The organism is Empedobacter sp. UBA6745, from assembly GCF_002453775.1.
Classification (GTDB): Bacteria; Bacteroidota; Bacteroidia; order Flavobacteriales; family Weeksellaceae; genus Empedobacter; species Empedobacter falsenii_C.
Genome location: NZ_DKHL01000033.1, coordinates 15,932 through 37,799, shown reverse-complemented (window position 1 = coordinate 37,799; position 21,868 = coordinate 15,932). Strand labels below are relative to the sequence as shown.

The 21,868-nt window shown below is 32.1% G+C and carries 22 protein-coding genes and 1 tRNA gene; 18 read left to right on the top strand and 5 right to left on the bottom strand.

Annotated elements, in window-relative coordinates; genetic code table 11:
* Nucleotides 1–214: 214 nt before the first annotated feature.
* The 14 genes from B4H69_RS10195 to B4H69_RS10130 all read left to right on the top strand — a co-directional run bounded on the left by B4H69_RS10195 (nucleotide 215) and on the right by B4H69_RS10130 (nucleotide 16,615).
* On the top strand, nucleotides 215–1,333 hold the full coding sequence (locus tag B4H69_RS10195; RefSeq protein ID WP_038337115.1) for a C1 family peptidase: 1,119 nt from the start codon (nucleotides 215–217) through the stop codon (nucleotides 1,331–1,333).
* Between the two features lie 12 nt (nucleotides 1,334–1,345).
* Complete coding sequence (gene nadA / locus B4H69_RS10190; RefSeq protein ID WP_291068919.1) at nucleotides 1,346–2,350, top strand: quinolinate synthase NadA; 1,005 nt, start codon at nucleotides 1,346–1,348, stop codon at nucleotides 2,348–2,350.
* The gene (nadB, locus tag B4H69_RS10185) at nucleotides 2,350–3,915 is read left to right on the top strand and encodes an L-aspartate oxidase (protein WP_280049329.1); all 1,566 of its coding nucleotides are present in this window, start codon (nucleotides 2,350–2,352) and stop codon (nucleotides 3,913–3,915) included. The genes nadA and nadB overlap by 1 nt, the downstream gene beginning before the upstream one ends.
* Nucleotides 3,915–4,805, top strand: a complete 891-nt coding sequence (locus B4H69_RS10180; RefSeq protein ID WP_180905401.1) for a hypothetical protein — start codon at nucleotides 3,915–3,917, stop codon at nucleotides 4,803–4,805. Before nadB ends, B4H69_RS10180 begins: the two co-directional genes overlap by 1 nt.
* The gene (gene nadC, locus B4H69_RS10175) at nucleotides 4,805–5,668 is read left to right on the top strand and encodes a carboxylating nicotinate-nucleotide diphosphorylase (RefSeq protein ID WP_180905400.1); all 864 of its coding nucleotides are present in this window, start codon (nucleotides 4,805–4,807) and stop codon (nucleotides 5,666–5,668) included. The genes B4H69_RS10180 and nadC overlap by 1 nt, the downstream gene beginning before the upstream one ends.
* 465 nt (nucleotides 5,669–6,133) lie before the next feature.
* Nucleotides 6,134–8,557 carry a TonB-dependent receptor gene (locus tag B4H69_RS10170; RefSeq protein ID WP_291093827.1) on the top strand — a complete coding sequence of 808 codons (2,424 nt, stop codon included), beginning with the start codon at nucleotides 6,134–6,136 and terminating at the stop codon, nucleotides 8,555–8,557.
* 423 nt (nucleotides 8,558–8,980) lie between these two features.
* Nucleotides 8,981–11,389, top strand: coding sequence for a TonB-dependent receptor (locus tag B4H69_RS10165; RefSeq protein ID WP_291093825.1), 2,409 nt, complete (start codon nucleotides 8,981–8,983; stop codon nucleotides 11,387–11,389).
* Between the two features lie 86 nt (nucleotides 11,390–11,475).
* Nucleotides 11,476–12,432 (top strand): S66 peptidase family protein, encoded by a 957-nt coding sequence (locus B4H69_RS10160; RefSeq protein ID WP_291093823.1) that lies wholly within the window; start codon nucleotides 11,476–11,478, stop codon nucleotides 12,430–12,432.
* The gene (gene upp, locus B4H69_RS10155; protein ID WP_125349581.1) at nucleotides 12,419–13,054 is read left to right on the top strand and encodes a uracil phosphoribosyltransferase; all 636 of its coding nucleotides are present in this window, start codon (nucleotides 12,419–12,421) and stop codon (nucleotides 13,052–13,054) included. Before B4H69_RS10160 ends, upp begins: the two co-directional genes overlap by 14 nt.
* A 9-nt stretch (nucleotides 13,055–13,063) precedes the next feature.
* The gene (locus tag B4H69_RS10150) at nucleotides 13,064–13,429 is read left to right on the top strand and encodes a YraN family protein (RefSeq protein ID WP_291067019.1); all 366 of its coding nucleotides are present in this window, start codon (nucleotides 13,064–13,066) and stop codon (nucleotides 13,427–13,429) included.
* Nucleotides 13,430–13,438: 9 nt separating this feature from the next.
* Complete coding sequence (locus B4H69_RS10145) at nucleotides 13,439–14,110, top strand: DedA family protein (protein WP_286479317.1); 672 nt, start codon at nucleotides 13,439–13,441, stop codon at nucleotides 14,108–14,110.
* A 50-nt stretch (nucleotides 14,111–14,160) separates the two neighbouring features.
* Nucleotides 14,161–14,799 (top strand): VTT domain-containing protein, encoded by a 639-nt coding sequence (locus B4H69_RS10140; protein WP_291093819.1) that lies wholly within the window; start codon nucleotides 14,161–14,163, stop codon nucleotides 14,797–14,799.
* Nucleotides 14,800–14,922: 123 nt separating this feature from the next.
* Nucleotides 14,923–15,444 (top strand): DUF4833 domain-containing protein, encoded by a 522-nt coding sequence (locus tag B4H69_RS10135; RefSeq protein WP_114998697.1) that lies wholly within the window; start codon nucleotides 14,923–14,925, stop codon nucleotides 15,442–15,444.
* A 46-nt stretch (nucleotides 15,445–15,490) separates the two neighbouring features.
* Nucleotides 15,491–16,615 carry a GNAT family N-acetyltransferase gene (locus tag B4H69_RS10130; RefSeq protein WP_291093815.1) on the top strand — a complete coding sequence of 375 codons (1,125 nt, stop codon included), beginning with the start codon at nucleotides 15,491–15,493 and terminating at the stop codon, nucleotides 16,613–16,615.
* A 42-nt stretch (nucleotides 16,616–16,657) separates the two neighbouring features.
* Here the strand turns inward: B4H69_RS10130 and B4H69_RS10125 are convergent, their stop codons facing one another.
* Together B4H69_RS10125 and B4H69_RS10120 are read right to left on the bottom strand one after the other, a co-directional pair.
* A complete protein-coding gene (locus B4H69_RS10125; RefSeq protein WP_125349576.1) occupies nucleotides 16,658–16,897 on the bottom strand; it encodes a CsbD family protein in 240 nt (79 codons plus the stop codon).
* A 344-nt stretch (nucleotides 16,898–17,241) separates the two neighbouring features.
* Nucleotides 17,242–17,323 (bottom strand) — tRNA-Leu (locus tag B4H69_RS10120).
* Between the two features lie 117 nt (nucleotides 17,324–17,440).
* Between B4H69_RS10120 and B4H69_RS10115 the strand changes: the two genes are divergently transcribed.
* From B4H69_RS10115 to B4H69_RS10105, 3 genes are all read left to right on the top strand, one after another.
* Complete coding sequence (locus B4H69_RS10115; protein ID WP_038336420.1) at nucleotides 17,441–17,812, top strand: DUF3127 domain-containing protein; 372 nt, start codon at nucleotides 17,441–17,443, stop codon at nucleotides 17,810–17,812.
* 84 nt (nucleotides 17,813–17,896) lie between these two features.
* The gene (gene aat, locus B4H69_RS10110; protein ID WP_280045834.1) at nucleotides 17,897–18,541 is read left to right on the top strand and encodes a leucyl/phenylalanyl-tRNA--protein transferase; all 645 of its coding nucleotides are present in this window, start codon (nucleotides 17,897–17,899) and stop codon (nucleotides 18,539–18,541) included.
* 1 nt (nucleotide 18,542) lies between these two features.
* Complete coding sequence (locus B4H69_RS10105; RefSeq protein WP_280045833.1) at nucleotides 18,543–18,938, top strand: DUF1398 domain-containing protein; 396 nt, start codon at nucleotides 18,543–18,545, stop codon at nucleotides 18,936–18,938.
* A 31-nt stretch (nucleotides 18,939–18,969) separates the two neighbouring features.
* Here B4H69_RS10105 and B4H69_RS10100 read toward each other — a convergent pair whose 3' ends face one another.
* The 3 genes from B4H69_RS10100 to B4H69_RS10090 all read right to left on the bottom strand — a co-directional run bounded on the left by B4H69_RS10100 (nucleotide 18,970) and on the right by B4H69_RS10090 (nucleotide 21,255).
* Entirely contained in the window at nucleotides 18,970–19,740 is a 771-nt protein-coding gene (locus B4H69_RS10100) for a DUF3108 domain-containing protein (protein WP_280045832.1), read from the bottom strand.
* 109 nt (nucleotides 19,741–19,849) lie between these two features.
* Entirely contained in the window at nucleotides 19,850–20,140 is a 291-nt protein-coding gene (locus tag B4H69_RS10095; RefSeq protein ID WP_114998704.1) for a NifU family protein, read from the bottom strand.
* 14 nt (nucleotides 20,141–20,154) lie between these two features.
* The gene (locus tag B4H69_RS10090; RefSeq protein ID WP_114998705.1) at nucleotides 20,155–21,255 is read right to left on the bottom strand and encodes an Mrp/NBP35 family ATP-binding protein; all 1,101 of its coding nucleotides are present in this window, start codon (nucleotides 21,253–21,255) and stop codon (nucleotides 20,155–20,157) included.
* A 134-nt stretch (nucleotides 21,256–21,389) separates the two neighbouring features.
* Here B4H69_RS10090 and B4H69_RS10085 point away from each other — a divergent pair, with 134 nt between their 5' ends.
* Complete coding sequence (locus tag B4H69_RS10085) at nucleotides 21,390–21,851, top strand: DinB family protein (protein WP_038336414.1); 462 nt, start codon at nucleotides 21,390–21,392, stop codon at nucleotides 21,849–21,851.
* Nucleotides 21,852–21,868 lie beyond the last annotated feature (17 nt).

Below are 21,868 nucleotides of genomic sequence, written 5' to 3'. Positions count from 1 at the left end.
TAGGTTTTTGAGTCATTTATGGCATTTTCACGAAAATTAATTTTAAGATGAATAAAAATTGAATATTTATACTGATTTGATTTATAATTTGTTCGAAAAGTGAAATATTATAAATTCTGAAATAATTTTTCTAATTAAGAAACATTCAATTTGGAGCCGTTTTAGATGAAAACTTCATAAAATAACTTTACTTTTGAAATCTATACAAACACAAATGAAAAAATATATATTCGCTAGCATCGCTTTTGTAAGTATGTTGGTTTCGGCACAAGAAACGCCTTTCAAATTCAAAGAATTAGTTAATAATTCTGCACTTCCTATTATTTCGCAAGGAAAAACGGGAACTTGTTGGTCATTTTCGACAACTTCTTTTTTAGAATCGGAAGTGAAACGTTTGACAGGAAAAGATGTCGATTTATCGGAAATGTATAATGTACGTTTTACTTACCCTGTAAAAGCTTATAATTATGTATATCGCCAAGGAAAAGCGCAATTTAGTGAAGGAGGTTTGTCGCATGATGTGTTAAATTCGGTTCGTAAAAATGGATTAGTTCCAAACGAAGTTTATGCAGGTTTTGCGAATGGAACAGATGTAAAACATAACCACGAAATGTTGGTAAAGGATTTGAAAGTTGGATTAGATTCGATTGTAAAAAATCCTAAAAAATATTTAACAGCAGATTGGAAATCAAAATTTGATCAAAAATTGAATGATAAATTAGGTGTTCCTCCGACAAAATTCAAATTCGAAGGAAAAGAATATACGCCACAAGAATTTGCAAAATTTTTGAAAATTAATCCAGATGATTATGTCACATTAACATCTTTTCAGCAAGCGCCATATTATTCACAATTTATTTTACAAGTGCCAGATAATTTTTCAAATGGTTCATATTATAATTTACCGTTAGATGAATACATGAAAGTCTTGGACGAAGCGTTATATAAAGGATATACAGCAGCTTTTGATACAGATGTTTCTGAAAAAACATTTTCTAAAAAGTATGGAATGGCAATTTGGCCTTCAGAAGGTTTAGAATCAGATTATTTTGTTCAGATTTTACCTGAAAAATGGGTGACGGCTGATGAGCGTCAAAAAGGTTTTGAAGATTATTCGACAGAAGATGATCATTTAATGCATATTACGGGAATTTTGAAAGATCAATTGGGAAATCAATATTATGATGTCAAAAATTCTTGGGGAACAACAGATTTAGGAAATAATGGACATATTTATATGTCGAAACCATTTTTCAGAATGAAATCAATTGCTTTTACAGTGCACAAAGATGCGTTGTCAAAAGAAGTGAAAAAGCAATTAGGTATAAAATAAAACCACTCACAAATGAATACATTAGAACAAGCGATTGAAAAGTTAGATTATAAAGGTTATTTGGATGTAGAAATCCCAAAAGGAACCGATTTGATTGCGGAAATCAATAAATTACGCAAAGAGAAAAATGCGGTGATTTTAGCGCATTATTATCAATCTGGAGAAATTCAGGATTTAGCAGATTATTTAGGCGATTCGTTACAATTGGCGCGTGCAGCTGCAAAAACTGAAGCTGATATGATTGTTTTTTGTGGTGTTCATTTTATGGCGGAAGCCGCAAAGATTCTGAATCCGTCTAAAAAAGTTGTTTTACCCGATACAAAAGCAGGTTGTTCTTTGGCAGATTCTTGTTCGGCAGAAGGTTTGCGTGGTTTGCGTGAGCAACATCCAAATGCAATTGTGGTAAGTTATATCAATTGTGATGCGGGTGTTAAAGCAGAATCAGATATTATTGTCACTTCTTCGAATGCGGAAGCGATTATTAATTCGTTGCCAGAAGATCAAGAAATTATTTTTGCGCCAGATCGTAATTTAGGTCGATACTTAAATCAAGTTTGTAATCGCAAAATGATTTTGTGGGACGGCGCTTGTATCGTACACGAAGCGTTTTCATTGGAAAGAATAGCGCAGCAAATGGCTGATCATCCAAATGCAAAATTAATTGCGCATCCAGAAGCGCAAGAAGATCTATTGAAGTTTGCACATTTTATTGGTTCTACTTCTCGTTTGTTAGATTATGTGGTAGAAAATGATGCGCAAGAATTTATTGTTGCAACGGAAGAAGGAATTTTACACGAAATGCAAAAACTTGCTCCGAATAAAACATTAATTCCAGCTTTGGTTCAAGATGAATCGTGTAATTGTTCTGAATGTTTTTACATGAAACTTTCTACTTTAGAAAAGTTGTACTTATGTATGAAATATGAATTGCCAGAAATACAAATCGAAGAAGATTTACGTGTAAAAGCGTTGGCTTCGATTAATCGTATGTTAGAATTATCTGAAAAAATAAAATAATGGCGATTCAAGATGTTTTAGTAATTGGTTCTGGAATTGCCGGACTTTCTTATGCGCTGAAAATTGCGATTCGTTATCCCGATGCAAAAATTACAATTGTAACAAAAGCAAACGAAGACGAAACAAATACAAAATATGCACAAGGTGGAGTTGCTGTGGTAAGTGATTTCGAAAAGGATAGTTTTGAAAAACATATCGAAGATACACTTCGTGCAGGAGATGGTTTGTGTAAGTTAGAAGCGGTTGAGGTTGTCGTAAAAGAAGCGCCAGAACGCATCAATGAAATTATTGATTGGGGTGTTCGTTTCGATAAAAATCATGAGGGGATTTATGATTTAGGTCGAGAAGGAGGTCATACCGAAAACCGAATCGTTCATCACAAAGATATTACGGGTTGGGAAATTGAACGTGCAATGCTCGAAGCAATAAAATCTTACCCAAATATCAAAATGCTAACACATCATTTCGTAGTTGATTTAATTACAGAACATCATCTTCGTCAAGATAATACAGATAAAATAACATGTTTTGGTGCATATATTTTAGATTTGAATACCGATAAAGTTGAGCAACATTTAGCCAAAGTAACTTTGTTAGCAACTGGCGGAGTTGGTCATGTTTATAAAAATACAACGAATCCTATTATTGCAACTGGTGACGGAATTGGGTTGGCTCGACGTGCGAAAGCAACCGTTTCGGGAATGCAATTTATTCAGTTTCATCCAACAGCTTTTTACAGTGAGTTTGATGGGCAATTGTTTCTGATTTCGGAAGCAGTTCGTGGTTTTGGAGCAAAATTGCGTACAAAAGATGGCGAATTGTTTATGCATAAATATGATGAACGTGAAGAATTGGCTTCGCGTGATATTGTGGCGCGTGCGATTGACAACGAAATGAAATTGCGTGGAGATGATTATGTTTATATTGATTGTCGACATTTAGAGAAAGAAAAATTCTTGGAGCATTTCCCGAATATTTACGAAAAATGTAAATCCGAAGGTTACGATATGTTTACCGAATTGGTTCCGGTTGTTCCAGCTTCGCATTATTTGTGCGGTGGAATAGACGTCGATTTAGAAGGAAAAACATCTATCGAGAATTTGTTTGCGGTTGGCGAATGTTCGAATACAGGTTTACATGGTGCAAATCGTTTGGCTTCGAATTCGTTGTTAGAAGCGATGGTTTTTGGTCATCGTGCAGCGTTAAAAACGGTCGATTTATTAAATGATAATCAATTTTCGATTTATAATTTTGAGTTTCCAGAATGGAACGAAGAAGGGATGAAAGTGCAAGAAGAATTAGTATTGATTTCTTATTTACGCAAACAATTACAAGCGATGATGAGCGAATTGGTCGGAATTGTACGAAGTGATAATCGTTTGCAAATTGCACAGAATCGTATCAATGAAATTGAGAAAATGGTCAACGAAATTTATTATTTTACGATTGTTTCACCTAAAATTTTAGAACTTCGAAATTTGGTTGATGTAGCACATTTAATCATTGAGCAAAGTATCAATCAAAAAGAAAATCGAGGAACTTTTTACAACAAAGATTTTAATTAATGAAGAAGTTATATCTGTTCGTTACATGTTTTGCAATGAGTTTTTCTTTTGCTCAAAATTCGAAAGAAAAACAAAACGTAAGTTTGACTTTTGGTAAAGAAGCTAAGAAAGCGGTTGTGTATTTTGGTTGCGAAAATTTCAAAGAGAATAGCGAGTTACAAACATGTATGAACAAAAACTTGAATCAAGATATTCAAACTCAAATTTCATTCTTTTCTAATATTGCTGATTATCTTCATATCGAAACTGCTCAATCTAAATTAGGTTTTAAAATTAATGAAGATGGTAATTTTGATGATGTCTCGACTGATGGTTCAAATCCAATTTTTAATAGTGTAGCATTGTCGAGTTTAGTTTTGTTGAACAATAAAATGGAACGAGCTAATTTAAAAATAACGCCTGCAAAAGGAGTTGATGGAAAAGCGGTTGCGATGAAATATACAATGCCTTTACGTTACGAATCGGCAGAAAAAAATAATGATTTTGAAACTTTCCCTTCAGAAAATCGTGTATTGTTTACTTTAAAAACTGATGAAGAAACGATTGAAGTAAGAATTGATAAAGAATTTAATTTAACAACTTTTGGTAATAACGGAAGTCGAGAATATTATTTAGGAAAGTTTTCTAATCTTTTCGAAATGGCTTCTATTGATCCTTATGCAACTGCTTTTGATTCGGCGTTCAAATCTGGAGCAATTGACATTACAAAAGGTAAAATTGATGACAAAGAATATAAACTTCAAATCAAAAACTTCTTCGAAAATGATCCTTCAGTACAAGTGTTGATTACAGTTGTGCGTGAAGAAAACGGTACTTGGGCTGAATATTATGAATACAAAACCAAGAAAGAATTTAATCAATCAAAATTTGCATCCTTAACATATAGATAATGAATTTTCCTCCATATATCACACAAGAAAAATTACAACTTTTTATTCGTCAAGCTTTTTTAGAAGATGTTGGCGATGGCGATCATTCAACGTTAGCGTCGGTTCCGTATGATGCAATTCAAGAAGCGGAATTGAAAGTGAAAGATAACGGAATAATTGCTGGAATTGAATTAGCAAAAATTATTTTCGATACGTTTGATCCATCTTTAAAAATAGAACAATATATAAATGATGGCGATAATGTTCAATTTGGTGATATTGCTTTCAAAGTGAAAGGGTCGTCACAATCAATTTTAACTTGCGAGCGATTAGCGTTGAATTGCATGCAGCGAATGTCTGGTATTGCGACTTATGCACATGAAATGATGGAATTGGTAAGCGGAACAAATGCCAAAATTTTGGATACAAGAAAAACAACACCTAATTTTCGTATGTTAGAAAAATGGGCTGTTAAGATTGGAGGAGCAGAAAATCATCGTTTTGGATTATACGATATGGTGATGTTAAAAGATAATCATGTCGATTTCTGTGGAAATATTACTAAAGCAGTTGTGCAAACCAAAGATTATTTGGAAAAACACCATTTACATCTAAAAATAGAAGTGGAAACACGTAATATGGATGAGGTAAAAGAAGCTTTGAAGGCAAATGTTGATTTTATCATGTTGGATAATTTTGAGCTTGAAACGATGAAAGAAGCCGTTCAATATATAAATGGGCGAGTAAAAACAGAAGCTTCGGGAGGAATTACAAAAGAATCTGTTCGCGCAATTGCCGAAACTGGTGTTGATTTTATTTCTTCTGGTGCGATTATCCATTCTGCTCCTAACTTTGACTTAAGTTTGAAAGCTGTTAAGGTTTGATTTCTTTAACATTTCGATTCTTTTTTATGATTAAGAATACAATACAACAAGTTTTAACGTTAGTTGTATTGTATTTAAATAATTTGTTTTGAAAATTTATTAGTATTAGCTTATAAATAAAAAAGTTATTGAATTTAATTTTATTAATACTGATTCTAAATAATTAATTTTTTCTTGAGTTTTCATCTTTTATCTGAAAAAAAATCAGAGAATGAAGAAAATTAATGTTAAAAATTAACATTTTCGTTATGTTAATTTTTGATAAAATGTTAAATAATCTTTAAAACTTTATACGAATACAAGAGCTAATTTATAATATTGATAATATATAGATTATTTTGAATAAAATATAATAATTAATATTTAAGATGTTAATTGATTTTATAAAATTTTACCATAATTTAACAATAATCTCATTTAAAGTATAGAAATTTGCGGAAGTAAACTTTTAAACTATTTCATAAGATGAGGTTAAACTCAACTAAGCTTTTACTTGTAGGAGCTTTTGCCTTAATGGCATCATTATCTTTCGCCCAAGTTGTTGAACCAACAGATTCTACAAAGGTTGAACAGGGACAAGAAAACGTATCTTTAGGAGAGACATTAATAATTGGAAAAGGAGTTATTGATGTAGAGGAAAATCGTAAAACACCAGTTGCTGTTTCTACAATTACGAAACAAGAAATTCAAGATAAAGCAGTTGGTAATGTAGAGTTCCCTGAAATTATGGCAAATACGCCATCTGTATATGTATCTGATCAATCTGCAGGTTTTGGAGATTCTCACATGTATTTACGTGGATTTACGGAACAAAATACCGCTTTCTTATTGAATGGACAGCCAATCAATGGAATGGAAGACGGTAATATCTATTGGTCTAACTGGTCTGCGATGACTGAAGTTGCAAATGCAGTTCAAATTCAACGTGGTTTAGGATCTTCTAAATTAGCCATTTCGTCTGTAGGTGGTACTGTAAATATTATCACGAAAGCAACAGAAAGAAAACAAGGAGGTTTTGCTCGTTTCGTAGCTGGAAATGACTCTTATTTAGGAGGAACAGTTTCTTATGATACAGGATTACAAGGAAAGTGGGGGTTCTCAGTTTTGTTAAACCATTGGCAAGCGCATCGTAAGTATGCAAAAGGTACAGATGGTAAAGGACAAGCTTATTTTGTTTCTGTAGGATATAAGCCAAGTGAACGTCATAATTTAAACTTTATGATTTTTGGTGCTCCGCAAGAACATGGTCAAAACTATTCTACAAAAAAACAAGCTCAATGGGATAAAGGAGCTGAATTTGGTAGAAAATATAATACAACATATGGTTACTTAGATGGAGAAGGGGTAAACTTAAGAACAAACTATTACCATAAACCTGTAGCGAACTTAAACTGGGACTGGACAATTAATGAAAACATGAATTTGTCTACAGTAGCTTATGCTTCTACTGGTGTTGGAGGAGGGACTTCTGGTGTTGGACGTTCAACAAATTCTGTAAATACAACAATTAATGGGGAAGTTGATTTTGATAAAATAGTTCTTGAAAATGCTACAAATTCTGCATCAACAAATGGAATTTTAGATTATACAAAAGGAAGTGGAATTCGTTCTTCTGTTAATAACCACTTTTGGTATGGAGGTGTAACAAATTTTACATTTGATACAAAAAAAGGATTAACATTTAATGTAGGAGCAGATGTTCGTTTTTATGAAGGACGTCATTTTCAACAAATGGTTAATTTATTTGGGTTAAAAGGATGGAATGAAAAAAATAAATTTTCTGGAGAGACAGTTACTGCAACAGAAACATTTTCTACAAATCCATGGAAAGCATTATTCAAATATGCTGATCCAAGTCAACGTGTAAGTCGTGATTATAGCGAAAAAATTAACTATCAAGGAGGGTTTGGTCAAGTAGAATATTCTGTAGGAGGGTTCTCAGTTTTTGCTCAAGGGGCTGTTTCGAACCAATTTTACCAAAAATTTGATCGTTGGAATTATGGAGGAGTAGAAAAAGCATCAGAAAAAGTAAATAAATTAGGATGGAATGTAAAAGGAGGAATGGCATATTCATTCTTAAAAGATCATGCTGTATTTGTTAACGTAGGTCGATTCTCTCGTCAACCATTCTTAGATAATATCTTCCAATTTAATACTGTTGATTTGCAAGCGCAAGAAGTAGCTAACGAAGAGATTACTGGTTTTGAAGCAGGTTACCGTTACAAAACAAGAAACTTGAATGTTAATGTTAACGTTTACCATACTGAATGGTCTCACCGTTTCTTATATCTAGGAGATATTGCTGTAATAGATCCGGCAGATAATTTAACTGTATTATATACAAAGTCTCAATACGCAACAGACTTAGGACAAACTCATAAAGGTGTTGAAATTGATTTTGATGCTAAAATATCAAGAGCATGGACATTAAGAGGGTTTACTTCTTATGGTGATTGGAAATACAATGACTCTACTCCATATTTTGAAGTAAATAATGAGACAAACGAAGTTTTACCTGGAGGAACTGCTAATATCAATGGTTTCAAAGTTGGGAATGCAGCTCAGTTTACATTCGGAATGGGTACGAAAGTTGACGTAACTAAAAATTTATCATTCGATACAGATTTCAATTACTACGCGAGATTATATGAGAATTTAGATTTTACTAAAGAGAATTTAACTAGTAACAAAGAGCCTGAAAAATTAAGACCTTATGCTAAAGTTGATTTAGGTGCGAGTTATCAAGTTAAATTTGGTTCTCAAAAATTAAGATTTAGAGGAAATATTAAAAACTTATTCAATGACCAATATATCATCAAACAAGATAAAAATGGTTATGGATGGGGATTAGGTAGAACTTGGAATGCAAGTGTTGCATATAGCTTCTAATAAGAATTAGAATTTCTTAACATATTAAAGTGGACTTTGCAATAAGTCCACTTTTTTTATGAAGTATTGTGACTGAATTATTTGTATTAAATTAATAAAACCTTAAAATATAATTTATAATAAATCTAAATAAATTTATTTTAAGAATAATTATTCAATTGTTAATGAATTATTATACATATTGTTTTTTTTAAGTGTTATTGTTTATTTGGTCTGTTTTTGATAAAGAATTAAAATTTTTATTATCTGGTAATTTTATTTTAATTAGATTTTCATATTCATAAAATATTAAGAAAAATATTATAATCATTTAAAATTGATTTTTTAAGTAATAATTATTCTTAATTAACATAACGTTTGTAGTCATTTTAACATATATACACCTCAACTTTGCAGCGGTAAACATTTAAACTATTTCATAAGATGAGGTTAAACTCAGTAAAGCTTTTATTAGTAGGAGCTTTTGCCTTAACGGCATCATTATCTTTCGCTCAAGTTGTTGAACCAACAGATTCTACAAAGGTTGAACAAGACGAAAATGTATCTTTAAGTGAAACATTAATCATTGGTAAAGGCGTAATCGATTTACAAGAAGATCGTAAAACACCTATTGCAGCAACTACAATTACAAAAGAAGTAATTGAACAAAAAGTTGGTGCTAATGATATTACACAAGCATTTGTTAACACACCATCTGTTTATGTTGCAGGACAAGCAGGAGGTTTTGGAGATTCTCGTATTATTACACGTGGTTTCGATCAATCAAATACAGCTTTCTTATTGAATGGACAACCAATCAATGGGATGGAAGATGGTAAAATTTATTGGTCAAACTGGTCAGGAATGTCTGATATTGCTAACGCAGTACAAATTCAACGTGGTTTAGGATCTTCTAAATTGGCGATTTCTTCTGTTGGTGGTACGTATAACTTCGTAACAAAAGCTACAGAAAAAAGACAAGGAGGTTTCTTTAGTGCAGGTTTAGGAAATGATAACTTTTTCAAATCTACATTAGCTTATAACACTGGTTTAATCAATGATAAATTTGGTGTTTCTGTTATGTTGACTCACTGGCAAGGTGATGGATATAACGAAATGTCAGCAGGTCAAGGACAAAACTATTTTATCTCTTTTGGTTACAAACCAGCTGAAAACCACACGTTAAATATTATTTTAACTGGTGCTCCACAATGGCACGACCAAAACTCAAGAAACAAAATTTCTGATTTCTTGAAATATGGAAAAAAATACAACAGTAACTGGGGTATGTTAAACGGTGATAAATTCAACGAAAGAAGAAATTATTACCACAAACCAGTGACTAACTTAAACTGGGATTGGGATATTAATGATAAAACATCCTTATCAACAGTTGTTTATGCTTCTTGGGGTAGAGGAGGAGGATCTTCTTCTGCTGGAACTAAAATTGCTACAGATGGCCAAAGAAACTTACAAGAAGTTTATGATTTACAATCAGTAGCTGGTGGTGAAGCTTCAGGACGTATTTTGTCTTCTGTTAACAATCACCAATGGTACGGAATGGTATCTAACTTAAACCATAAATTTACAGAAAACTTAAGTTTAAATGTAGGTTTTGATTTGAGAACATACAAAGGAGAGCACTTCCGTCAATTAAACAATACACTAGGTGCTGATTATTATACAGAAAAATATAATAAACAACATCCTTCATACCAAGTTAATCAAACTTATTCAAGAAATCCATGGAAAGCATTGAATGATTTCGCTGATAACTACTCTCAAAAATTAGGTTGGGATTATAGCGAAAGAATTAACTACGGAGGATTATTTGCTCAAGTAGAATATGCTAAAGATGATTTTACGGCATTCTTCCAAGGTTCTGTTTCTAATCAAGGAAATCAACGTTGGGATTACTTCAACTACGAAGCTGGTAAAGATAAATCTGAAAAAGTTACAAACTGGGGATATAACTTAAAAGGAGGTGTAAGTTATACAATCGCTGAGGCGCACCAAGTATTTGCTAATGCAGGATACTACTCTCGTCAGCCATTCAATGATAACTTATTCATGAATTATAAAAATGATATTAACCCATTTGCTGAGAACGAAAAAATCTTAGGTTTAGAATTAGGATACAAATTCAAAGCAAGAAATTTCTGGGCTAATTTCAATGCATATTACACAACTTGGGAAAACAGAATTACTTCTTCTAGTAAATTCATCGACGAAAAAGGAGATGCTAATTACCCAGGAATTGTAAATGCTTATGTGTACACAGTTAATCAAGGTGTGAAACAAGAACATAAAGGTTTAGAAGTTGAATTAAACTACAAACCAATGCGCGAATTAACTTTAACAGGTTTCGGATCTTTAGGAGACTGGAAATACAAAGGTCAAGCAACTACAACAGATTATGATGAAAATCAAAATGTAATTGGGGCTGCTAGAAAAGAGAACTGGGACGGTTTAAAAGTTGGTGATGCTGCACATACTCAATTTGGTTTAGGTGCTAAATACGAATTCTTAAAAGGACTTTCTGTAGACGCTGATTATCGTTACAATGGAGATTTATATTCTTCTAAAGTAACAGAAAAAGACGGAAACTTAGAATTACCTTCTTACAACTTAATGGATGCAGGTATTACTTGGAATCAAAAATTGACTGCAAAAAATAGATTAACTCTACGTTTCAACGTAAACAATGTATTTAATCACATTTATATTTCAGAATCTTCTACAAATATTCAGCAAGCTGACGGTGTAGAAAATTACAAAGGAGTTAACGTAAACAACCAAGTTTATTTCGGATACGGAAGAACATGGAATGCTTCTGTTAAATTCACTTTCTAAGAAATATTTCAATATCATAACAAAAAGACGAACGCTTGTAGTTCGTCTTTTTTTTGTGTTTACCTTTACCAAAATTTTATAGAAAAATGATTCAACCCGATTTTCTAAAAGAAGGTGATAAAATAGCAATTGTTGCGCCAGCAAAACGAATGTTACAAGGCGAATTGGATGAAGCAATAGATTTAATAAAATCATGGAAATTGATTCCTGTTTTAGGAAAAAATATTTATGCTGAATATGATTTTGGCTACAAATATGCTGGAACAGACGAAATCAGAACCGAAGATTTTCAATGGGCGTTGGATGATTCCGAAATCAAAGCAATTTGGTGCGCACGTGGTGGATATGGTTCAGTAAAAATTATTGATGAACTAGATTTAACCAATTTCAAAAAATCTCCAAAATGGATAATTGGTTATTCTGATATCACTGTTTTTCACAATCATTTTAATCGATTAGGTTTTCAAACAATACACGGTGTTACAGCAAAGAAATTAGCAAATACCGAATATCATCCAACATCTTATCAAAGTGTTTATGAAGCATTGTTTGGACATGAAATTAATTATGAAATTCAATCACATGCTTACAATAATTTAGGTAAAACTGAAGGCGAATTAATTGGCGGAAATCTTTCGATTGTGTATTCACTTTTGGGGAGCGAATCTGCAATTACAAATCCTTCGGATAAGATTTTATTTTTAGAAGATTGGTTCGAGAATTGGTATGCAGTTGATCGAATGTTGATGAATCTTAAACGAAACGGAATTCTTACTCATGTAAAAGGAATTGTTTTAGGAAACTTTACGCACATGGATACGGAAGAAGAAAATGCTGATAACTACAATCATCCATTCGATCCAAAAACGTATGAAGTCATTCTTAGTTTTACAAAAAAATTAAATATTCCAGTAGCTTTCGGATTTCCTGCAGGGCATACAGGTCACAATGTTGCGCTAAAAATGGGTGCAAAAGTTCAGCTAAATGTTACTTCAAATAATGTAACTTTGCACCATTATACAAACAAATATGAAACAAGATAATTTAACAGTCATTACTCACCCGTTGGTAAAAGCAAAAATTACGCAAATGCGTGATAAAAACACAACAACGAAAGAATTTGGTGAATTAGTAGACGAAATTTCAGGTTTAATGTGTTACGAAATTACGCGTAACATCGAGCTTGAAGAAGTAGAAGTTGAAACACCAATTATCAAAACAATCGGTTACAAATTAAAAGGAAATGATATGGCTATCGTTCCAATTTTACGTGCTGGATTGGGAATGGTAAAAGGAATTCATCAATTAATTCCAACAGCTAAAGTTGGCCATATTGGGCTTTATCGCGATCATGATACATTGCAACCAGTTGAATACTTGTGTAAACTCCCAACTGATTTAGATTCTCGCGATGTGATTTTGGTTGATCCAATGTTAGCAACAGGAGGTTCTGCAATCAAAGCAATCGAAATTTTAAAAGAAAAAGGAGCAAAATCTGTTCGTTTGGCTTGTTTAGTTGGTTGTCCAGAAGGAGTGGAAGCGGTACAAAATGTTTATCCAGAAGTTCCAATTTTCTTAGCTGCTTTGGATGAAAAATTGAATGAAAATGGATACATCGTTCCAGGTTTAGGTGATGCTGGAGATCGTTTGTACGGAACAAAATAATTTTTTTGAATGAGTATTAGTTACGATTTCGGAAAAGAAGCAGAAGATTTTGCTGTTAATTATTTAATCCAAAATGGATACAAAATATTGGCTCGAAATTATTTTTACAGAAAAGCCGAAATCGATATTATTGCTCAATTTGAAAATGAGATTGTTATTATAGAGGTTAAGAGTCGTACTTCAAATTATGTTGCGGAGCCAGAAAGTTCTGTTAACACAAAGAAGAAGAAATTGTTAATTCTTGCCGCAGATGATTTTATTCAGAAAAATAATTTTATTTCTGAGGTAAGATTTGATATTTTAGCACTTTTAAAAAAACAACAATCTTGGAGCGTAAATCATATCAAAAATGCATTTAATGCTTCGGAAATTTAATCAACTTTTATGGAAGTATTTATGAGTCTTTTTGACTTTATTATGCATATCGACCAACATTTAGCAGAGTTTGCAAATGAATATGGTTTATGGCTGTATGCAATTTTATTTTTAATCATTTTCGTGGAAACAGGTGTGGTTGTGATGCCATTTTTACCTGGAGATTCACTGTTGTTTGCAGCAGGTATGTTGGCTGCGCAAGAAACAAATGATATGAATGTGTGGATTATGATTGCAATTCTTTTAGTGGCCGCCATTCTCGGTGATACGTTGAATTATACCATCGGGAAAAAAGTTGGTTATAAAGCAACTAAGGTTAAGATTTTTGGTAAAAATTTCATCCAAGAAGAACATATCAATAAAACGCACGAATTCTACGAAAAATACGGTTCAAAAACCATTGTAATTGCTCGTTTTGTACCAATTGTAAGAACTTTAGCGCCTTTTGTTGCAGGAATCGGACGAATGGGATATTCTATTTTCATTACATATAACGTAATTGGAGCTGTGTTATGGGTTGTTGGTTTAACACTTATTGGATACTTTTTAGGAAATATCGAATGGGTTCAAAATAATTTTTCTAAAGTAATTTTAGGAATAACAATCGCTTCTGTACTTCCAATTTTAGTGGAAATTATCAAAGAAAAGTTCGGCAAAAAAAAGATTGCTGAACAAGAATAACAATAAAAAATTAACTCGACTTCGGTCGAGTTTTTTTATACCTTTAAATCATGGAAATTTTAGATTACATACTACATTTCGATAAATATTTAGAAACCATTTTGAATGATTATCAAAACTGGTTTTACTTGATTTTGTTTCTCTTAATCTTTATCGAAACAGGTTTGGTTGTCATGCCTTTTTTACCAGGTGATTCGCTTTTATTTGCGGCAGGAATGTTGGCTGCAGCTTTTCCAGATCAACTTAATATTTATATCGTTTTAGGTTTGCTTTGGATTGCAGCGATTGCAGGTGATACGGTCAATTATACGATTGGTAAAACCTTGGGAGCGAAATTAGTCACAGCCAAAATTTTCGGTAAACGAATTATTAAAGACTCTGCCATTCAAAAGACTGAAGATTTCTTCACAAAATATGGCTCTAAAACGATTGTAATTGCACGTTTTGTTCCGATTGTAAGAACGCTTGCGCCTTTCGTTGCAGGAATTTCTAAAATGCATTATGGTACATTTATTAAATATAATTTCATCGGTGGAACAATTTGGGTTTTCGGGATTACATTGGCTGGCTATTTCCTTGGAACAATCCCATTTATCAAAAACAATTTCGAGATAGTTGTCATGGCAATTATTGTGTTTTCTTTAATTCCGATTGTTGTAGAATTCGTCAAAGAAAAAATGAAAAAATAAAAATTTCCGCAAGATTTTCTTGATCGAAATAATATTGTACAAGTTAAAGTTTCGAAACTTTTTATTTGGATTTAGATAATCATTCAAATAATTCTTATCTTCTATCTTCAAAAATATCAACTAATGAAAAACCTATTAATTATTTGCTCTATCCTTTTTTCTTTTGTTGTAAATGCGCAACAAGGTTATCCTGTCCCTCCAAAATCAGAAAATAGACTATTCTATATTCAGCACAACGACAATAAAAATACGTTTGTTTACGATGCACTTTTTTCGAGCAAAGGAATTTTAGATGATGATAATCCAGTTGATATTTATCGCATTCTTTATGCTGAAGATGGTTCAAAAAAGCCCTTGACTTCTATACAAAAGAAATTGGCATATGGTTTAGATATTAAGAAAATTGAAAAGAATGTTTTTCAGTTGACATTGGTTTCTTATCCAACTCAAAAATTAACGCTTAAGCTTGATTCTCAAAAAAATCCAATTGTTCAAACAACTGTTAATAACAAGTTGATAACACTGAATCGTGTTTTCTTAAAACAGAAGAAAGGAACGGCTGGAATCTCCGTAAAGCTTGATTATATTTTATTTTACGGAAAAGATAAAAACGGAAAATCTGTAGAAGAGAAAATTGTTCTCTAAAAAAATCTCCCTAAATTAGAATCTGTAAGACGCAATTTAATAGCATATGATCGAAGTAAGAGAGGTGAATACGCCAAGTGAAATGAAGAAATTTGTCGATTTACCTTTTGAAGTGTATAAAGATAATCCGTATTGGGTGCCTTCTTTAAAGAAAGATGAACTCGCAAGTTTTGATAAAAATAATGCAATTTTTGAGACGGTTGAAGCTAACTATTTTTTAGCTTACAAAGGAAAAGAAGTCGTTGGACGAATTGTTTCGATTATTAATTGGACCGAAGTAAAAGAACTTGGAAAGACTAAAATTCGGTTTGGTTGGTTAGTTTTTAAAGATGATATCAACATTTTAAAAGCTTTATTAACAACTGTTGAAAACATTGCTAAAAATAATAAACTGAGTTATATAGAAGGTCCGATGGGATTTTCGAATATGGATAAAGCTGGATTATTAACAGAAGGATTTGATAAAGTTGCCACTTTGATCGGTTTATATAATTACGAATATTATCCAATATATTTGCAAGAATTAGGTTATCAACCAAAAGCCGAGTGGTTAGAATATTCTATTGATATTGCCAATTTGGGCAAGGTAAAGCAAATGGATAAATTGTGTGAAATGCTCAAAAAACGTTACGAAATAGATACGTATAAATTTGATACAATTGACGAAATGTTACCTTACGTAGATGAGATGTTCGATTTGTTGAATGTGACGTATGCAGAATTGCAAAGTTTTGTTCCGATAGAAAAATTTCAGGTTGAGCATTACAAAAAGAAATATCTAAAATTTCTTCATCCCGATTTTATTTCATGTGTAAAAGATAAAAACAACAAAATGATTGCTTTTGCGATTACGATGCCTTCATTTTCAAAAGCTTTCCAGAAAACGAAAGGAAAATTGTTCCCATTTGGTTGGTGGCATTTGATGCAAGCGCAAAAAAAGAACGATCATGTCGAATTTTATTTGATTGGAATTGATCCTCATTATCAAAATAAAGGTGTAAATGCCTTGATTTTTAAAGAACTTTATGATCGATTTATAGCAAGAGGAATTAAAACTTTAGAAACGAATCCTTTGCTTGAGGAAAATACAAAAGTGCAACAATTATGGAAAAACTTTGATCCTGTTATCCATAAACGTAGAAAAACATTTTATAAAAATATAGAAGCATAAAAAAATGGTTAGAACCTAAATTCTAACCATTTTCTATATCAACTAAGCTTGTGGCTGATTATTTTTCGCATTATCTTCTGCATCTTCATCTGTGTCAACCCAATCTCTAATTGTACTTTCAATTTCTTCGATTGTTTTTCCTGTTTTTTCTTGAATTTTTCCAACGATATCGTCAAATTTTCCATTCAAAAAAGTATCATCATCATCAAACCAATCTCCAAATTTTTGTTTAACAGATCCTTTGATTTGATTCCATTTTCCTTCTAATTGTAATTTGTCCATAATTTTTGTTTTATAAGTTGTTAATAGATTTGTTATCTATAACGAACAAATATTAAACCATAGATAATGAAATAATTATAAATTAATGTTAAAAAAAATGAAGAATAATTTCCTTAGAAAACTGCGAAGTAAATCAAAATAATGATGATAATAACAACTACTATAAATTCAAAAATGGGGATAGTTCTCCCTCCAGATTTTAAATTTCTTTTTCTTTTCGAATACATACCAAACCAACTTATAACCAAATAATGATCTAAATTTATGAAAAATATTATAAATCATTAGAAAACAATAAATCATAAAAAAAAGACTTTGAAAATATTTCAAAGTCTTTTCTGTTGTACGGGCGGGGAGACTCGAACTCCCACACCTTGCGGCACTAGATCCTAAGTCTAGCGTGTCTACCAATTCCACCACGCCCGCTAAAATCTCACCGATTTGGATTGCAAATATACACAAGTTTTCTTTCTAACAAAATTTCGAAATAAAATTTTTTTAATCTTTTTTTACATTCTAAATTTGTACAAAGCTTTTACAAAAATGGAAATTACAGGAAGAATTAAAAAAGTATTTGAAACTCAAAATATTACTGCAAGTTTCAAGAAAAGAGAATTCGTTGTTACAACGCAAGAACAATATCCACAAGATATTTTAATTGAGCTTACACAAGATAAGACAGACGTGTTGAATGCTTACAAACCTGGTGATGAAGTGAAAGTTTCTATCAACATTCGTGGTCGCGAGTGGGTGAACCCAGAAGGTGTAGCAAGATATTTCAATACAATCCAAGCGTGGAGAATTGAAAATATGGCAAATGCAGCTGCACAAGCACCTCAAGGTTACGATAATTTTGCACCAGCGCCTCCAGTAGATACTTTTTCTAACGGAGATGATGATGATTTACCATTCTAAGGAAAACAAAACATCAATTAATACTAAACGTGTTCTTTATTGGACACGTTTTTTTAATTTTATATAAATTATACACAAAACGATATGTATTGGTTAAGTTCTGATTTAATCTTTCCTGATTACGATGAAGTGAATAGTGAGGGAATTATAGCTGTTGGAGGAAATCTTTCGCCAGAACGCTTAATTCTGGCTTATCAGAAAGGAATTTTTCCTTGGTTTAATGAAGAAGATCCAATTATTTGGTGGTTTCCTCAAGATCGATTTGTCTTGTTTCCAGAAAATTTACATGTTTCGAAATCGATGAAGAAAGTTTTTCGAGATCAAACATTTACGTATTCAGAAAATAAAGCGTTTCGAGAAGTGATTACAAATTGTTCGCAAGCGTATAGAAAAGATCAGGACGGAACGTGGATTACGAATGATATGATCGAAGCATATTGTACGTTACATGAAATGGGAATTGCTAAAAGTATCGAAGTTTGGCAAAACGACGAATTGGTTGGTGGTTTTTATGGAATTGATATGGGCGATATTTTTTGCGGAGAAAGTATGTTTGCGAAAGTAAGCAACGCTTCCAAAGCTGGTTTTATACAATTTGTTGCAAAATATCACAAGAAATATAAATTGATCGATTGTCAGGTTTATACAGAGCATTTAGCGAGTTTGGGTGCAATGGAAATTCCGAGTGATGTTTTTTTGGAATATTTAGAACATAATCAATCAAAATAATATGAAAAAATTTACAGTTGCCGATATAGAAAAAGCACACGAAAAAGTGAAATCTGGAGCAGATTTTCCGAATTATATCAAAGAGATTAAATCTTTAGGCGTTATTGTTTTCGAGACTTGGGTGGTAGATAGTCATACCAATTATTTTGGGACAGATGATTTTGAAACGACTTCTGATACACAATACGATGATTTAATGATTGAAGATGATGTAAATATTGAGAAATTTACAACATATCTAAAAATTCATCAAAAAGGTGAAACAGATTATTTTACATTTTGTAAGCATTGTGCAGAAACAGGCATAGAGAAATGGATTGTTTCTTTAGATAATTATACTTGTACTTATTTTGACAAAAACGGAAACACAATATTAAATGAAAAAATCCCGCATTAATAGCGGGATTTTTTTATGATTTACAATCAGTTTACTTCGTAAAAGTAATTGGATATTTTAAATTACTATATTCGTTAAGATCTGCATTTAATGATCCAACTAATAGTCCAGCTTTTATTTTTAATGGAACTAAGTTATCATCGTCAGAAACCCACATTGTAACCGATTCTGATTCTTTGAAAACACGACCAGATTGTACGTAAGGACGAATTTTGATTGCTGCAATTTTCCCGAATTTTGTTTTTAGGGTTTCACGTCCCAAAACTTTCAATCGAAATTTAAGCGTTTCATCACCAAGAAAAATATTTTCGTTCAAATAATCTCCTGTTTTAAGAGTGGCATGATTGGCATTACGTAAGCTATAAAAAGCAGAAAGTAAATCTTGCGCATCGTACGGAATTGTTTCTGTTGTGACTTTTCCATCTCGTTTATTTTCAACTTTTGCTTTTCTATTGGCATGATCAAAATAATAGATTTGATGACGTTTGTAACTTCCTTCTACAATATTTCGAACAAATTTTGTTGGTTTCAAATCTGTTTTGTCAATATATGATTCGTAATTATCATCTACCTTAAAAAAAGCACGTACCGCACCAGTAGAAGTTCCTTTTCCTACGATATGAAAATGACTTTTTCCGTTCAATGTAGCTTCTTTTACATCAATTGATGCGAAGCCTGCATTCAATCCAGAATAATGAACTCTAAATTTTAGATTTTCGCCAACTTTGTAGTTGTTTTGAGCATTTAAAGGCAATGCAAATGAAAGGATAATAAAAGTAAAAAATAAAATATATTTTTTCATTTTGAATTTTTGGTTTTGAGGTTAAGATTCAAATTGTTTGCCAAAAATAATAAAACGCCTTTATAAATTGATATAAAGGCGTTTTAATTTATGAGAATCTAATGATATTCTAATTTTCTTCTTTTAAGGAAGATATTTGATCTGCTTCAGTTGAAGTTTCAAAATCTGAAACATTGATAACCGAAACAATTTCTGGAACATATTTTTTGATGGTCATTTCAACACCTGACTTTAAGGTCATTTGGTTGACAGAACATGCTATACATGCACCTGTAAGGCGAACTTTTACAATATTATCTTCTACAGATACTAATTCGATATCGCCTCCATCTGAATTTAAGAATGGTCTAATTTCAGTTAAGGCCTTTTCAACTTCTGAATATTTTTCTTCTGGAGTCATGATCTTTTACTTTTTTAATTTTTTGCCGAACAACCTGCCATCGTTGTAATACGGACAGCTTCTGTTGGAGGCAAAGTATTGTTACGTTCTACTAAACTTTGTACTGCGTTACGTGCAATTTCTTTGTAAACATTAGCTACAACAGTATCTTCTTGCATTGCAGCTGGACGACCAACGTCAGCAGCTTCGCGAATAGATTGTACAATTGGAATTTCGCCTAAGAAAGGAACACCAATTTGTTCTGCTAAGTTCTTTGCACCATTTTGTCCAAAGATATAATATTTGTTGTTAGGTAATTCTTCTGGTGTAAAATACGCCATATTTTCTACAATTCCTAAAACTGGAACATTAATCGCTTCCATTTGGAACATTCCAACTCCTTTTTTCGCATCTGCTAATGCAATATTTTGAGGTGTAGAAACCACAACTGCTCCTGTAATTGGAACTTGTTGAACGATAGATAAATGAATATCACCTGTTCCTGGAGGTAAATCGATTAATAAGAAATCTAATTCTCCCCAATGTGCATCACGAATCATTTGATTTAATGCTTTTGCAGCCATCGGTCCTCTCCAAACAATTGCTTGATCTGTATCAGCAAAGAAACCAATTGATAATAACTTGATTCCGTAAGCTTCTACTGGTTTTATTTTCGTTTTTCCATTAACTTCTACAGAATATGGACGAGCATCTTGACAATCGAACATAATTGGCATAGAAGGTCCGTAGATATCAGCATCTAATAAACCAACTTTGAATCCCATGTTTGCTAAACTAATTGCTAAGTTTGATGAAACAGTAGATTTACCAACACCACCTTTTCCTGATGCTACAGCGATAATATTTTTAACACCTGGCAATTCTGAACCTTTGATTTCGTTCGGATTTTTTTCTTCAACTTCAACAGAAATGTTAAGTTTAAGATTTGACTCAGGTAAATTTTCTTTAAATGCATTTTTCAACGCAATTTCCAAACGCTTGCGTTCGTGCATTGCAGGCGAAGGAGAAACAATATCCAAAATAATATCATTTCCCATCACTTGAGCGTTACGCATCCAATTGCGAATACCCAATTCTTCTAATACTTGATATATTTGATCTCTTGTGTAAGCCATCTTTTAAATTTAATGAGACAAAATTACGAAGAATCAAAGACTTTAAATAATCTAAAAACGTGATTTTAATTGTTTTGCTTTATAATTTGATAAATAGACTTAATTTGATGTATATTTAAACTTTAAATCTGACTATGGAAGAGCATATTATTTATCTGACGAATATAAGAAAACAGATTATTGATGAGCTTGAACAACACTCTCTGAAACAACTACTTTATATACCTGTTGGCTATAAAAACAATTTGTTTTGGAATGCTGCTCATGTTTTGGCAACACAGCAATTGATCCATTATTATTTAACCGATAATAGGATGTTGGTCGATATTCAGTTTATCCAGAAGTATAAAAAAGGAACAATTGGAAATACGGAAGTAACAGAAGAGGATGTGACAGAATTGAAGGAAATGTTGGAAAGTACACCAATGCAGATGTTCAAGGATTATCGTTCGGAAAAACTATCGTATTATCGATCATATAAAACAAGTTTTGGTATGACGTTAGAATCGATTGAAGATGCAATTTTGTACAACAATATTCACGAAGCAATGCATTTGGGCTATATGATGGCGATGAAAAAGAATATTCCTTTTTAAAATCAAACGCAGAATAA

Coding starts and splice junctions, on each gene's coding strand:
- B4H69_RS10195 (WP_038337115.1), top strand. CDS start 215: ATGAAAAAATATATATTCGCTAGCATCGCTTTTGTAAGTATGTTGGTT.
- nadA (WP_291068919.1), top strand. CDS start 1,346: ATGAATACATTAGAACAAGCGATTGAAAAGTTAGATTATAAAGGTTAT.
- nadB (WP_280049329.1), top strand. CDS start 2,350: ATGGCGATTCAAGATGTTTTAGTAATTGGTTCTGGAATTGCCGGACTT.
- B4H69_RS10180 (WP_180905401.1), top strand. CDS start 3,915: ATGAAGAAGTTATATCTGTTCGTTACATGTTTTGCAATGAGTTTTTCT.
- nadC (WP_180905400.1), top strand. CDS start 4,805: ATGAATTTTCCTCCATATATCACACAAGAAAAATTACAACTTTTTATT.
- B4H69_RS10170 (WP_291093827.1), top strand. CDS start 6,134: ATGAGGTTAAACTCAACTAAGCTTTTACTTGTAGGAGCTTTTGCCTTA.
- B4H69_RS10165 (WP_291093825.1), top strand. CDS start 8,981: ATGAGGTTAAACTCAGTAAAGCTTTTATTAGTAGGAGCTTTTGCCTTA.
- B4H69_RS10160 (WP_291093823.1), top strand. CDS start 11,476: ATGATTCAACCCGATTTTCTAAAAGAAGGTGATAAAATAGCAATTGTT.
- upp (WP_125349581.1), top strand. CDS start 12,419: ATGAAACAAGATAATTTAACAGTCATTACTCACCCGTTGGTAAAAGCA.
- B4H69_RS10150 (WP_291067019.1), top strand. CDS start 13,064: ATGAGTATTAGTTACGATTTCGGAAAAGAAGCAGAAGATTTTGCTGTT.
- B4H69_RS10145 (WP_286479317.1), top strand. CDS start 13,439: ATGGAAGTATTTATGAGTCTTTTTGACTTTATTATGCATATCGACCAA.
- B4H69_RS10140 (WP_291093819.1), top strand. CDS start 14,161: ATGGAAATTTTAGATTACATACTACATTTCGATAAATATTTAGAAACC.
- B4H69_RS10135 (WP_114998697.1), top strand. CDS start 14,923: ATGAAAAACCTATTAATTATTTGCTCTATCCTTTTTTCTTTTGTTGTA.
- B4H69_RS10130 (WP_291093815.1), top strand. CDS start 15,491: ATGATCGAAGTAAGAGAGGTGAATACGCCAAGTGAAATGAAGAAATTT.
- B4H69_RS10125 (WP_125349576.1), bottom strand. CDS start 16,897: ATGGACAAATTACAATTAGAAGGAAAATGGAATCAAATCAAAGGATCT.
- B4H69_RS10115 (WP_038336420.1), top strand. CDS start 17,441: ATGGAAATTACAGGAAGAATTAAAAAAGTATTTGAAACTCAAAATATT.
- aat (WP_280045834.1), top strand. CDS start 17,897: ATGTATTGGTTAAGTTCTGATTTAATCTTTCCTGATTACGATGAAGTG.
- B4H69_RS10105 (WP_280045833.1), top strand. CDS start 18,543: ATGAAAAAATTTACAGTTGCCGATATAGAAAAAGCACACGAAAAAGTG.
- B4H69_RS10100 (WP_280045832.1), bottom strand. CDS start 19,740: ATGAAAAAATATATTTTATTTTTTACTTTTATTATCCTTTCATTTGCA.
- B4H69_RS10095 (WP_114998704.1), bottom strand. CDS start 20,140: ATGACTCCAGAAGAAAAATATTCAGAAGTTGAAAAGGCCTTAACTGAA.
- B4H69_RS10090 (WP_114998705.1), bottom strand. CDS start 21,255: ATGGCTTACACAAGAGATCAAATATATCAAGTATTAGAAGAATTGGGT.
- B4H69_RS10085 (WP_038336414.1), top strand. CDS start 21,390: ATGGAAGAGCATATTATTTATCTGACGAATATAAGAAAACAGATTATT.